The following is a 13,749-nucleotide window of genomic DNA, read 5'->3' as shown; positions in this document are numbered from 1 at the left end:
GTGGGCGGGCGCACGCTGCGGCGGTGGGGCGCGGCGGCCGTCGTGGCGGCGGCCCTGGCCGGGTTCGCGACGGTCCCGCCGGCCGCGTTCGGCGGGACCGTGCCGCCGGTGCCGGTGACGACCGTCCGCCCGGCCGCCGCGCCGCTGCCCGCGGCGGCGCCGGTCCGGGTGCGGGCCGCGGCCGCCGGGCTGGACAGCGGGCTGGTCGGGCTGGGCCTGACCGCCGGGGGCGCGCTCGCCGTCCCGCCGGACGGCGGGGCGACCGGCTGGTACACCGGCGGCCCCACCCCCGGGGAGCGCGGGCCGGCGGTGCTGACCGCGCACGTCGACTGGGACCACGAGCCCGGCCCGTTCTTCCGGCTCGCCGAGCTCGTGCCCGGGGACCTGGTGACCGTGGACCGGGCCGACGGCCGCGCCGCGGTGTTCGAGGTCCAGGCCGTGCGCCGCTACGCCAAGGACCGTTTCCCCACCGCGACCGTCTACGGCGACCTGCCCGGCGCGGGCCTGCGGCTGATCACCTGCGGGGGCACCTTCGACCGCGGGGCGCGCAGCTACACCGACAACGTCGTGGTGCTCGCGTCGCTGGTCGACCCGGGCCGCGGCCCGGTGTAGACGCCGGTGGGCCGCAGCCGCGGGCCGGGCTCGGCGTACTCCTCCAGGGCGTGCGCCACCCACCCGACGGTGCGGGCGCAGGCGAACAGCAGCTCACCGGCGTCGGGACGCAGGTCGTGGGCGAGCATCAGCGCCGCCAGCGCGAGGTCGACGTTCGGCGCGGGACCGTCGCCGCCCCGGCCCAGCCCGGCCGCGACGGCGTCGGCGCAGGCCACCGCCGCCGCCGCGGCCGGGTCGGCGCGCAGCCGCTCCAGCAGGACGGTCGCGCGCGGGTCGGGACCGCGGTAGACCGCGTGGCCGAACCCGGGGACCCGCTCCCCGGCGCGCAGCCACTCGGCCAGCGCGCCGCGCGGGTCGTCCAGGGCACCGGCGAGGAAGCGGTGCGCGAACCCGCTCGCCAGGCCGTGCCGGGGGCCGTCGAGCGCGCCGAGCCCGGCCGAGACGACGGCGTGCACGTCGGCCAGGGTGCTCGCCGCCACCCGCGCGGCGACCGTGGACGCGGCCAGCCCGTGGTCGGCGAGCAGCACCAGCGCGGCCCGGACGTGCCCGGCGAGCGCGGGGTCCGGGGTGCGGCGCGGGTCGCGCCGCAGCGCGGGGAGCAGCCGTCCGGCCAGGTCCGTGCCCGGCGGCGCGTCCCCGGCCAGCGCCGCGACGACCGTGCCCAGCAGCGTCGACGCCGTCGCCACCACCGCTCCCGGGCGGGGGTCGGCGCGCAGCGGGTCGGCCGCGGCCACCGCGGCGACGGCGAGCCGGAACCGGTCGGTGGCCCGCGCCGAGTCCGGGGCCCCGGCGAGCACGGCGCGGGCGACGGCGAGCAGCGCGGGGTCGGCGTCGAACCGGACCGGGCCGGGGGTCTCCCACAGCAGCGCGGCGACCCCTTCGAGGTCGGAGGTGCGTGCGAGCCCGCCCGCGCCGACGCCGCGGAACCAGGGCCCGTCCGCGGAGACGAGTGTGATCCGCGTCCTGATCCGTTCCACGGTGCCCGAGGGCGCCCCCGCCTCGCGCCCGCGTGCGGCGAGCGCCTCCACCTCGTCCTGGGCGAAGCGGCTCCCGCGCCGCTGCGCGCCGCGCACGCTGGTCAGCAGGCCGCGGCTCGCGTAGGCGTACACGGTCTCGCGCTTCACGCCGAGCCGTTCGGCGGTCTCGGCGACGGTCAGGTACTCCACGGGTCGACTGTATCAACATTGACCATATCAATATTGACAATGCTTGTCGGCGGGCGGACGGTCCGGTCATGACCAGCACCGACACCACCGGCACCGCCGCCGGACGGGTCCCACCGGGCCTGCGCGGCGTGGCCGTCACCAGCACCCGCATCGGCGACGTCCGCGGGGAGGAGGGCTTCTACCACTACGGCCCGTACTCCGCGGTCGAACTCGCGCGCACCCGCACCTTCGACGACGTCCGGTACCTGTTCGCGCACGGCCGCCTGCCCGGCGCCACCGAGGCCGGCCGGTTCGCCGCGGCGACCGCCCGCGGACGGGTCCTGCCCGGCGCCGTCGCCGCGCAGCTGCCCGCGATCGCCGAGGCCTGCGGGCCCGACCTGCTCGCCGGGCTGCGCACCGCGCTGTCGCTGCTCGGCCCGCAGCACGGGATGCGCCCGCTGTGGGACGACCCGGACGCCGGGCCCCGCGACGCGCTCACCGTCTGTGCTGCGACCCCGACGGTCCTCGCCGCGCTGCACCGGCTGCGGCACGGCCTGCAGCCCGTCGCGCCGCGCCCGGAGCCGTCCACCGCGGCGAACTGGCTGTGGATGCTGCACGGCACCGAGCCCGACCCCGCGCACGTCCGGGCGCTGGACGCCTACCTGGTCGCGACCGTCGACCACGGGTTCAACGCCTCCACCTTCACCGCGCGCGTCGTCGCCTCCACCGGCGCCGACGTCGCGTCCTGCGTGGTCGCCGCGCTCGGCGCGTTCGCCGGGCCGCTGCACGGCGGCGCCCCCGACCGCGCGCTGGAGAGCCTCGACGCCATCGACCGCGACGCCGGCGGCTCACCGGAGCGCTGGGTCGCCGACCGGCTCGCCGCCGGGGAACGGATCATGGGCTTCGGGCACGCCGTGTACCGCGGCCCCGACCCGCGCTCGGCCCTGCTGCGCGAGGTCGCCGCGGAGCTGGGCGGCCCGCTGCCCGCCCGCGCCGCCGACGTCGAGCGGCGGGTGGCCGCCACGCTGGCCACCCTGCGCCCGGACCGGCCGCTGCACGCGAACGTGGAGTTCCACGCGGGTGTGGTGATGGAGGGCTGCGGTGTCCCGCGCAGCATGTTCACCCCCACCTTCGCGGTCAGCCGGGTCGTCGGCTGGTGCGCGCACGTGCTGGAACAGGCCGCCGAGCGGCGCCTCATCCGCCCCTCGGCCGTCTACGACGGCCCGCCGCCCCCGCAGCCGGTCCCCGCGCGCGGGAGCTGACCCGGCTTGCCGGACGGGTGACCGGCGTGCTCATCTGACGGGTGACTGCCGTTTCCCACCGTCACCTCGGAGGTCGAGTGTTCCGGGCCCGCCGCCAGCCCCCACAGCCCGCGAGCGCACCCACGGAGGGGACGGCGCCGCGCGCCGGGGTCGCGATCACCGTCCTCGCGTCCTGCGGGCTGCTGGTGTCGCTGGTACAGACGATGGTGGTCCCGCTGCTGCCCCGCTTCCCGGAGCTGCTGGGGGTGACCCCGTCGACGGCGTCCTGGCTCATCACCGCGAACCTGGTGGCCGGTGCGGTGTCCGCACCGGTGCTCGGACGGCTGGGCGACATGTTCGGCAAGCGCCGGATGCTGATGGTCGCGCTCGCCCTGGTCGGCGCGGGCTCGCTGCTGGGCGCGCTCGCGCCCGGCATCGGGCTGCTGCTCGTGGCCCGGGTGCTGCAGGGCGCGGCGTTCGGGGTGATCGCGCTCGGGATGAGCCTGATGCGCGACGTCCTGCCCGCCGACCGGGTGGGCTCCGGGGTCGGGCTGATGTCGTCCTCGCTCGGGTTCGGCGGCGCGATCGGGCTGCCGGTGACCGGCGTCGTCGCACAGTTCGCGGGCTGGCGGTGGCTGTTCGCCGGGGCCGCGGTGCTCGGCGTGGTGCAGATCCTGCTGGTGCGCCGCCTCGTCGCGGAGTCGCGGCTGCGCACCGGCGGCCGGTTCGACGTCGCCGGTGCGCTCGGCGTCGGCGGCGCGCTGGTGTGCCTGCTGCTCGCGATCTCCAAGGGCGACGCGTGGGGCTGGTCGTCGCCGGTGGTGCTCGGGCTGTTCGCGGGCGCGGCCGTGCTGGTGCTCGCCACCGGCGCCTACGAGCTGCGCGTCCCCGCGCCGCTGGTGGACCTGCGGGTCTCCGCGCGGCCCGCGGTGCTGCTGACCAACATCGCCTCGGTGCTGGTCGGGTTCGCGATGTTCGCCGGGTTCGTGCTGGCGACCCAGATCCTGCAGGCGCCGGTCGCGACCGGGTACGGCTTCGGGCTCTCGCTCGTCGTCGCGGGGCTGGTGCTGCTGCCGATGGGCGGGTCGATGGTCGTGTTCTCCTCGGCGTCGGCGCGGCTGTCGCGGCGGCGCGGCCCACGCACGACGCTGGTGCTCGGGACGCTGCTGCTGGGCGCGGGCAACCTCGCGTTCGCCGCGATGCCGCCGACGGTGCCGCTGCTCATGCTGGCGTCCACGGTGGCCGCCGTCGGGGCGGCGCTGGCGTACTCGGCGATCCCGCTGCTCATCATGCGGGCGGTGCCGGAGTCCGAGACCGCGGCGGCGAACAGCCTCAACACCCTGGCCCGCCAGCTGGGGACCAGCTCGTGCACCGCGGTCGTCACCGCGGTCACGACGACCTTCCTGCTCGGCGACGGCGGCCCGCCCTCGGCCACGGCCTACGCCATCTGCTTCGTCGCGGCCGGGGCCGCGGGACTGCTGGCGACCGTGCTGGTCCTGGCCACGCCCGCGCCCGCCCCCGAGCCGGACGCCGAGCCTGCCGGCGCGGCACCGGCCACCACCGGCTGAGCCGCCCCACCGCGACGCGGGAATCGCGCCCACTCACAACGCCCGCCGGTCCCCGGCGCGCATTCCCGCCGGGCACCCGGCTCGCCACGGGGCGGGAGCGGACCGCCCGCGGCGGTCGTCGCAGGCCCGCGGCACCCCGATGGTCCACACAGGACCGGTGTGCGGCCCGCGGGCCCCGGTGCGACCGGCACGGCGCCGCGGGGTGCGGCCGCCGTCACGGCGGCGGCTGTGACCCCGGTGACCGGCGCCGCGTGCACGTGCACGCGGCGGGCCCGGGCGGACACGCCCGGTGATCGTTCCACTGTGGACGACATCCGCCCACCAACCTGCGGATATCCGGGAATGGCGCGGGGAACCGGCGGGTAGAACCGGCCGGTAACATTCTCACCGGCAACAGTCCGAGTTGACCGACCATCCGTGAGAGCGCACACTCGGCGGCTGGATCACATTCCGATCGTGACTGTTCGTCGATACCGTTGCAGGCACCGCAACCGATCCGATCGACCAGGCCGCACCGCGTTCCGCCTGGCGATTCCGCCGGTCGACGCCGCTGCAGGAGGTCGTCACATGAAACCGTTCGTGGTCAACAGCCACGACCGACTGGTCTTTCCCGCCAATTTCCTCGGAGAGCTCGATTTCTCGGTCATCGACGACCTGGAACAGTTCACCGCGATTGTCGGGCGCGATTTCGAGGCGAAGGCGCCCACCGGCACCGACATCCTCGAGCGGATCACGGCCGGCAAGTACGAGAGCCGCTTCGCGCTGCTGCGCGACATGAGCCAGAACCTGTTCTGGGTCAACCGCTACACGCTCACCATGTTCGAGAAGCGCCCCACCCGCTGGCGCGACCTGCCCCGCCACCGCAGCGACGTCTTCCTCCCGCTGCTCACGCCGTGGCGCGACGGGGACAAGAAGATCCAGGCCGTCGCCGAGGTCTTCGAGACGCTGCCGCCCACCTGGGACGACGCCACCGAGCGCCGCATCTTCGACCTGCTCTTCGACGTCTACGGCAACCGGCGCCACCACGCGACCGAGCTGCCGGCCGTCAAGCCGACCGTGCAGCAGTTCCTCACCACGCCGGGCGCGCAGACCTTCGTCGTGCCGCACCACGACCCGGACTACCCGGTCTTCTCCTTCAACGACATCCTCGACGCCCACGCCGAGCGCCCCGAGCTCGAGGCGCTCACCCGCTGGGCGATGGTGCTGCACAACCAGTACCCGTGGGACCGCGCCGCCACCGAGCTGCGCACCGCGCAGGAGATCGGCGACGACGACTACGTCATCGCCTTCCACCCGCGCAACCGCGACGTCGAGCAGTTCCTCGACCGCGCCACCGGCGCCCGCCCGGCCCGGCGACCCCGGCTCTCCACGCAGTCCGAGGCCGTCGAGCCGGCCACCCCGCTGCCCCCGGTCCGCGTCCGCGAGGCGTTCGCCGTGCAGCCCAAGATCGAGGCCCTCGCGGTCGTCCGCGGCGAGCACGTCTGCTCCAACGACGACGTCGTGCGCAACTCCGCGTTCTCCTGGTCGCCGATGAGCGCCGGGGAGATCTCGTCCAAGACCGGCATCGACCAGCGCCGCTACACCGAGCTGGACATCGAGGACCTGGCCTGGGCCGCCGCGGTCCGCGCGCTGGAGCACTCCGGCCGCGACCGTTCCGAGATCGGCGCCGTGCTCGTCGCCACCTGCACCAGCGAGCGGCTCATCCCCTCGCTGTCGACGTGGCTGTCCGGGCGCCTGGGCCTGCTGCAGACCCACTGCTCGGCCGACATCATCGCCGCCTGCGCCGGCCTGCCCTACGGCCTCGCCGAGGCCGTGCGCCAGCTGCAGGAGGTGCACCGGCCGGTCCTGCTCGTCTGCGTCGAGAAGTTCTCCGACAAGATCGGCAACGTCCGCACCTCGCGGATGATCTTCGGTGACGGCGCCGCCGCGATGGTGATCGCGCCCGCCGCCGAGGGCGAGCGCGGCGACGTCGACCTGCTGCAGACCTACGCGTCGGGCCCGGACACCCAGGTCAACTCGATCATCTGGCCGAACCCGGAGTTCGACAACGACATCACCGTCTACGGCCCGGAGGTCAAGGCGCTCGTCGCCCGCTACCTCGCGCAGATGATCGGCGAGCTGACCGAGCAGCCCGGCCCCGACGGCGCCGGCGACGGCTCGATGCTCGACGCGATCGACCTGATCGTGCCGCACCAGGCCAACAAGACGATGATCCTGCAGCTCGCGGGCAAGGCCGGGCTCTCGGCCGAGCAGCTGTACTTCAACATCGAGTCGATGGGCAACGTGTCGGCCGCGTCCATCCCGATCGCGCTGTTCGACTCCGTCGCCGACGGGGTCGTCACCGGCCGCACCCGGGTGTTCGCGCCCGGTTTCGGCGCGGGCGCCGTGGGTGGCTACGCGGTGCTGGAGGTGGACCCCGCGGTCATGGCCCCCGAGGTCCGGCTGGACCCCGCGGCCGTCGCGGAGACGGGCCCCGCGCCGGAGCCCGCCGCCGCCCCGACGACCGACGACGTGCGGATCGCCTTCGGCGAATGAGCACGAACGGGTGACATGAGACACAGTGGGCGGGAAGATCCCCGTCCACCGTCCCGCGACCACCCCGCCCGCCCGGGCCTTTCGGGCCACCGTCCGTACCGACCCGCTGACCGCCCGACGACGATGTCGGTGCGGCACACCGCCGCCGAAGCCGTCGTCGCACCCACAGGAGCAGTGAACCCCAGCCATGTTCTCGCGCATCGCCATCGTCAACCGCGGCGAACCCGCCATGCGGTTGATCAACGCCGTCCGTGAGTGGAACGCCCAGAACGGGCCCGACCGCCGCTTGCGCACGATCGCGCTGCACACCGCCGTCGACCGGCGGGCGATGTACGTCCGTGAGGCGGACGAGGCCGTCCTGATCGGTCCGGACGACCCGGACCACATGGGCGCCAGCCCCTACCTGGACTACGCCGAGCTGGAGCGCGCGCTGCGCGCGACCCGCGCCGACGCCGTCTGGCCGGGCTGGGGCTTCGTCTCGGAGAAGGCCGAGTTCGCCGAGCTGTGCGAGCGGCTGGGGATCACCTTCGTCGGCCCGTCGGCCGAGGTCATGCGCCGGCTCGGGGACAAGATCGCGTCCAAGCAGCTGGCCGAGTCGGTCGGGGTGCCGATGGCGCCGTGGTCGGGCGGCCCGGTGGCCGACCTGGAGGCGGCGCGCAAGGCGGGCGAGTCCGTCGGCTACCCGCTGATGGTGAAGGCCACCGCGGGCGGCGGCGGGCGCGGCATCCGGTTCGTCGCGGGCCCCGAGCAGCTGGACGATGCGTTCGAGCGGGCCGCGTCCGAGGCGTCGCGCACCGCCGGTGACGCGACCGTGTTCCTGGAGCGGGCGGTCTCGGGCGGGCGCCACGTCGAGGTGCAGGTCGTCGCCGACGCCACCGGCGACGTCTGGACGCTGGGTGTGCGCGACTGCTCGGTCCAGCGCCGCAACCAGAAGGTGCTGGAGGAGTCGGCGTCCACCGCGCTCGACGACGAGCAGGAGGCGCTGCTGCGCACCGCGGCCGCCGACCTGGCCCGCGCCGCGGGCTACGTCAACGCCGGCACCGTCGAGTTCCTGTACCAGCCCGAGGAGAAGCTGCTCTCCTTCCTCGAGGTCAACACCCGGCTGCAGGTCGAGCACCCCGTCACCGAGGCGTGCACGGGCGTCGACATCGTCAAGCTGCAGCTGCACGTGGCGGCCGGCGGGACGCTGGCCGAGGTGGCGCCGTCGGTCCCCACCGGCAGCGGCTGGGCCATCGAGGCCCGCCTGACCGCCGAGGACCCCGAGCGCGAGTTCGCCCCCGCCCCGGGGCGCATCGAGCACCTCGCGCTGCCGTCCGGCCCGGGGATCCGGGTCGACACCGGCGTCGCCGCGGGCGACGTCATCCCGCCGCAGTTCGACTCCATGATCGCCAAGGTGATCGCGTGGGGCCGCGACCGCGAGGAGGCCCGGGCCCGGCTCTCGCGTGCGCTGCGCCAGACCGCCGCGGTGATCGACGGCGGCTCCACCAACAAGGCGTTCCTGCTGGACCTGCTCGACCGCGAGGCCTTCCGCGCCGGCACCGGCGAGCTGCGCACCACCTGGCTCGACGACATGATGGCCCAGGGCTACGCCCCGCCGCGCCGGCTCGACGTCGCCCTGCTCGCCACCGCGGTGCAGAGCCACGACGGCCACGTCGCCCGCCAGCAGGACCGGCTGTTCCGCTCGGCCGAGGCCGGCCGGCCCGAGGTCGGCTACGAGACCTGGCACCAGACCGACGTCACCGTCGCCGGGCAGTCCTACAAGCTGAAGGTCGCCCGCACCCGCGCCGGGCGCTACCGCGTCGAGCTCGACGGCGTGGCCGTCGACGTCGACGTCGAGCGCAACGGCGCCTACGAGCGCCGCCTCACCGTCGGCGACGCCTCCTGGACCGTGCTGTCGGTCGCGCAGGAGTCGGACTACCTGGTCGAGGTCGACGGCGCGGTGCACCGCATCTCCGGCGGCGAGGCGGGCATCGTCCGCGCCCCCGCCCCGGCCATGGTCGTGGCGCTGCCGGTCACGGCGGGCCAGACCGTCGCCGAGGGCGACACGCTCGCGATCGTCGAGTCGATGAAGCTGGAGACCTCGCTGCGGGCGCCGTTCGACGGCACCGTCGCCGAGATCCTCGTCCCGGCCAACACCCAGGTCGACGGCGGCACGAAGCTCGTGCGCCTGGAGCCCTCGGCCGACGCCGACACCGCGGCCGCGGTCACCTCCGACCGCGCCGACCTCTCCGCGTTCGCCGCCGCCGGCGCCGACACCGTCGCCGCCGCGACCGCCGCGGACGCCCTGTCCGCGCTGCGCTTCCAGGTCCTCGGCTTCGACGTCGACGAGAGCCAGGCCCGCCCGCAGCTGCGCCGCCTGGCCGGTGCGCGCACCGAGCTCGCCGCGGACGACCCGGCCGTGCTGGCCGGCGAGACCGCCGTCCTGCAGATCTTCGCCGACCTCTGCCAGCTCTCGCGCAACCGGTCCGAGACCGACGACGAGACCGGCGAGACCGAGCGCAACCCGCAGGAGTACCTCTACGCCTACCTGCGCAGCCGCGACGCCGAGAACGAGGGCCTGCCCGAGTCGTTCCAGGCCAAGCTGCGCCGCGCGCTGGCCCACTACGGCGTCACCGAGATCGACGGCGGCTCCGGCCGCGCCGACGAGCTCGGCCCGGCGCTGTACCGGATGTTCCTGGCCCACCGCCGCGCGCCGCAGCAGGTGCCGGTCGTGCTGGACCTGCTGAACTGGCGGCTGCAGCACCCCGAGTCGGTCGCGGGCCTGTCCGCCGCCGCGCGCGAGGACTACCTGCGCACCCTCGACGAGGTCGTGGTCGCCACCCAGCTGCGCCACCCCGTCGTCGGCGACACCGCCCGGCTGGTCCGCTACCGCGCGTTCGACGCACCGGTCGTCGCCACCGAGCGGGACCGCGCGCTGACCGAGGTCCGCGAGAGCCTCGACGTGCTGGCCGAGAACCCCGGCACCGACGACCGGGCGCGGCGCATCGACGCGCTCGTCGGCTCCTCCGAGCCGATCCTGGGCGTGTTCGGCGAGCGCCACGACGCCGTCCTGCTCGAGGTCATGACCCGCCGCTACTACCGGGTGCGGGTGCTGCGCGACCTGGAGCTGACCGAGCACGCGGGCAAGCCGCTGCTGACCGCGCGCTACCAGCACCTGGGCCGCGACCGCACGGTGTTCTCCTCGGTGATCGACAACAACGACCCGGCCGCCGGCCGCGCCGTCGCCGAGGAGCTGCGCCGGCGCATCGACGCGCTCGAGGGCGACCGCACCGCCCTGGTCGACCTCTACGTCACCTCCACCAAGGCCGACGACGGGGGCGACCCCGACGCCCGCGCCGAGCGGGTCCGCGCCGCGCTGGGCAAGGTCCCGGCGCACCTGCACCGGGTCGCCGTCGCCGTCCGGCCGAACCCGCGCGCCGAGGGCACCCCGAGCGAGCAGGCCGAGGCCCCGACCTGGTTCACCTTCCGCCCGGACGAGACCGGCGAGCTGGTCGAGGACCGCACCCTGCGCGGCATGCACCCGCTGGTCGCGGACCGGCTGCGGCTGTGGCGCTTCCGCGACTTCGAGCTGGACCGGCTGCCCGCGGCCACCGACGTCCACCTGTTCCGCGCCACCGGCCGCGAGGTCACCGCCGACGACCGCCTGGTCGCGATGGCCGACGTGCGCGAGCTGACCGTGCTGCGCGACGAGGAGACCGGCGCGGTCCGCTCGCTGCCGCAGTTCGAGCGGGCGCTCGACGCCTGCATCAACTCGCTGCGCGCCGCCCGCGCCGGGGACCGCACCCTGGCCCGGATGTCGTGGAACCGGATCGCGCTCTACGTGTGGCCCGAGGTCGACGTCCCGCTCGCCGAGCTGGACTCGGTGGTGCGCCGGCTCGCGCCGCGCACCGCGAACCTGGGCCTGGAGCAGGTCCTGGTCGAGTTCCGCACGGCCGACCCGGCCGTGACCGGCGGGCAGGGCGGGCCGCGGTCGATGCTGCTGCGCATGTCGCGCCCGCCGGGCGCGGGGCTGCAGGTCAAGCTGGACCAGCCGCCGACCGAGCCGATGCGCGAGCTCGACGCCTACGACCAGAAGGTGCTCAAGGCCCGCCGCCGCGGCGCCGTCTACCCGTACGAGATCGTCCCCCTGCTCACCGCCCCGATCGACGCCGGTCAGGGCACCTGGCAGGAGTACGACCTCGTCGACCCGGACGACCCGGCCCTGCCGGTGCCGGTCGACCGCGCGCCGGGCGGCAACAAGGCCAACCTGGTGCTCGGCGTCGTCTCCGTGCCGACGCGGCGCTACCCCGACGGCATGAAGCGCGTCGTGCTGCTGGGCGACCCGACCCGAGCGCTCGGCGCGATCGCCGAGCCCGAGTGCCGCCGCGTGATGGCCGCGATCCACCTGGCCCGCGAGCTGGACGTGCCGATCGAGTGGTTCGCCGTCTCGGCCGGCGCGAAGATCGCGATGGACTCCGGCACCGAGAACATGGACTGGATCTCCCGGGTGCTGCGCGGGATCATCGAGTTCACCCAGGACGGCGGCGAGCTCAACGTCGTCGTCACCGGCATCAACGTCGGCGCCCAGCCCTACTGGAACGCCGAGGCCACGATGCTCATGCACACCAAGGGCATCCTGGTGATGACGCCGGACTCGGCGATGGTGCTGACCGGCAAGCACTCGCTGGACTTCTCCGGCGGCGTCTCGGCCGAGGACAACTTCGGCATCGGCGGCTACGACCGGATCATGGGCCCGAACGGGCAGGCGCAGTACTGGGCGCCCGACCTGGGCGGTGCGGTGCAGGTGCTGCTGGCGCACTACGCCCACACCTGGACCCAGCCGGGCGAGCGGTTCCCGCGGCCCGCGCCGACCACCGACCCGGTCTCGCGCGACGTCACGACGGCGCCGCACTCCGGGCCGAACTGCGAGTTCACCACGCTCGGCGAGATCTGGGCGCCGGAGACCAACCGCGAGCGCAAGAAGCCCTTCGACATCCGCTCGGTGCTGCGCGGCGTCGCCGACGCCGACCACCCGACGTCGGAGCGGTGGGCCGACATGCACGACGCCGAGTCGGTCGTCGCGCTCGACGCGCACCTCGGCGGCCAGCCGGTCGCGATGGTCGGCATCGAGTCGCGGCCGATCCCGCGGCGCGGGCCGAGCCCGGTCGACGGCCCGTCGCAGTTCACCGCGGGCACGCTGTTCCCGCGCTCGTCGCGCAAGTGCGCGCGGGCCATCAACGCCGCGTCGGGCAACCGGCCGCTGGTGGTGCTGGCGAACCTGTCCGGGTTCGACGGCTCGCCGGAGTCGCTGCGCGGGCTGCAGCTGGAGAACGGCGCCGAGATCGGCCGGGCCATCGTCAACTTCGACGGCCCGATCGTGTTCTGCGTCGTCTCCCGCTACCACGGCGGCGCGTTCGTGGTGTTCTCCGGGACGCTCAACGACAACATGGAGATCGCCGCGGTCACCGGCTCCTACGCCTCGGTGCTCGGCGGCGCGCCCGCCGCGGCCGTCGTGTTCGCCGGCGAGGTCAACGACCGCACCGCGAAGGACGAGCGGGTCACCGACCTGGAGGCCCGCATCTCCCAGGCCGTGGAGGACGGCGACGACGCCACCGCGGCCCGCCTGCGCGGCGAGCTCGCCACCCTCCGTCCGGACGTCCGCTCCGAGAAGCTCGGCCAGGTCGCGGACGAGTTCGACACCAAGCACTCCATCGAGCGGGCGCAGTCCGTCGGCTCGGTGCACCGGATCGTCACCCCCGACCAGCTCCGGCCGTACCTGGCCGACGCGGTCCAGCGGGGCATGAAGCGCACTCTCGACACCCTTGGAGGAAACGCATGACCGCGATCACCGACACCCACCCGGAGCAGCGCGTCGCCATCGTCACCGGGGGTGCGCGCGGGATCGGCGCGGCCATCACCACGGCGCTCGCCCGCTCGGGCGTGCACGTCGCCGCCGGGTACTCGTCGAACTCGAAGGCCGCCGAGGACCTGCGGGAGAAGCTGGGCGCCGAGGGCGCGTCGGTGTCGGTCCACCAGGGCAACGTCGGCTCGCCCGACGACTGCCAGCGCGTGGTCTCCGAGGTCCTGGAGCAGAAGGGCCGCGTCGACTACCTGATCAACAACGCCGGCATCACCGTCGACAAGACCGTCCGCAAGCTGACGGTCGACGACTGGCACGCCGTGCTGCGCATCAACCTGTCCGGCGCCTTCTACATGACCAAGGCCGTGCTGGAGCACATGACCGGCAACGAGTTCGGCCGGATCGTGAACATCTCCTCGGTGATCGGCCAGATCGGCTCCATCGGCCAGGCGAACTACGCCTCGTCCAAGGCCGGTCTGATCGGGTTCTCGAAGTCGCTGGCCCAGGAGGTCGCGAAGAAGGGCGTCACCGTCAACTGCGTGGCGCCGGGCTTCATCGAGACCGAGATGGTCGCCGCGGTGCCGGAGAAGGCGATGGAGAAGATCCTCGCGAAGATCCCGGTCGGCCGTCTCGGCCAGGCCGACGAGATCGCCCGCGCGGTGCAGTTCCTCGTCGACGACCGGGCCGGCTACGTGACCGGTTCGGTGATCAGCGTGAACGGTGGTCTGGACATGGGTTCCTGACCGGCGTTCCGGCGGAAGCCGAGGGCCTCGCACAAGGGTGTGCGGGGCCCTCGTGCCGTTCCGGGG

General features: G+C 74.7%; 7 protein-coding genes. 6 read left to right on the top strand and 1 reads right to left on the bottom strand.

Annotated features, from left to right (window positions below; all coding sequences use genetic code 11):
* A complete protein-coding gene (locus tag WJX68_RS07025; protein WP_340287190.1) occupies positions 1 to 612 on the top strand; it encodes a class F sortase in 612 nt (203 codons plus the stop codon).
* Here the strand turns inward: WJX68_RS07025 and WJX68_RS07020 are convergent.
* Positions 552 to 1,778, bottom strand: coding sequence for a citrate/2-methylcitrate synthase (locus WJX68_RS07020; protein WP_340287189.1), 1,227 nt, complete (start codon positions 1,776 to 1,778; stop codon positions 552 to 554). The genes WJX68_RS07025 and WJX68_RS07020 overlap by 61 nt on opposite strands.
* 68 nt (positions 1,779 to 1,846) lie before the next feature.
* Here WJX68_RS07020 and WJX68_RS07015 point away from each other — a divergent pair, with 68 nt between their 5' ends.
* From WJX68_RS07015 to WJX68_RS06995, 5 genes are all read left to right on the top strand, one after another.
* The gene (locus WJX68_RS07015) at positions 1,847 to 3,019 is read left to right on the top strand and encodes a citrate/2-methylcitrate synthase (RefSeq protein WP_340287187.1); all 1,173 of its coding nucleotides are present in this window, start codon (positions 1,847 to 1,849) and stop codon (positions 3,017 to 3,019) included.
* A 77-nt stretch (positions 3,020 to 3,096) separates the two neighbouring features.
* Positions 3,097 to 4,566: an MFS transporter gene (locus WJX68_RS07010; protein WP_340287185.1), complete on the top strand. Its 1,470-nt coding sequence runs from the start codon at positions 3,097 to 3,099 to the stop codon at positions 4,564 to 4,566.
* A gap of 567 nt (positions 4,567 to 5,133) precedes the next feature.
* Positions 5,134 to 7,101, top strand: a complete 1,968-nt coding sequence (locus WJX68_RS07005; RefSeq protein ID WP_340287183.1) for a 3-oxoacyl-ACP synthase III family protein — start codon at positions 5,134 to 5,136, stop codon at positions 7,099 to 7,101.
* A 187-nt stretch (positions 7,102 to 7,288) separates the two neighbouring features.
* Positions 7,289 to 12,919, top strand: a complete 5,631-nt coding sequence (locus WJX68_RS07000; protein WP_340287181.1) for an ATP-binding protein — start codon at positions 7,289 to 7,291, stop codon at positions 12,917 to 12,919.
* Positions 12,916 to 13,683 (top strand): beta-ketoacyl-ACP reductase, encoded by a 768-nt coding sequence (locus WJX68_RS06995; RefSeq protein WP_340287179.1) that lies wholly within the window; start codon positions 12,916 to 12,918, stop codon positions 13,681 to 13,683. The genes WJX68_RS07000 and WJX68_RS06995 overlap by 4 nt, the downstream gene beginning before the upstream one ends.
* The last annotated feature ends 66 nt before the right edge of the window (positions 13,684 to 13,749 follow it).

Origin of the sequence: Pseudonocardia spirodelae (assembly GCF_037727765.1) — a bacterium.
GTDB lineage: Bacteria > Actinomycetota > Actinomycetes > Mycobacteriales > Pseudonocardiaceae > Pseudonocardia > Pseudonocardia spirodelae.
This window is presented reverse-complemented; position numbering and strand designations above follow the sequence as displayed.

Excerpts from the sequence above, each read along its gene's own strand:
- WJX68_RS07015 (WP_340287187.1), top strand. The coding sequence starts at position 1,847 with ATGACCAGCACCGACACCACCGGCACCGCCGCCGGACGGGTCCCACCG.
- WJX68_RS07005 (WP_340287183.1), top strand. The coding sequence starts at position 5,134 with ATGAAACCGTTCGTGGTCAACAGCCACGACCGACTGGTCTTTCCCGCC.
- WJX68_RS07000 (WP_340287181.1), top strand. The coding sequence starts at position 7,289 with ATGTTCTCGCGCATCGCCATCGTCAACCGCGGCGAACCCGCCATGCGG.
- WJX68_RS06995 (WP_340287179.1), top strand. The coding sequence starts at position 12,916 with ATGACCGCGATCACCGACACCCACCCGGAGCAGCGCGTCGCCATCGTC.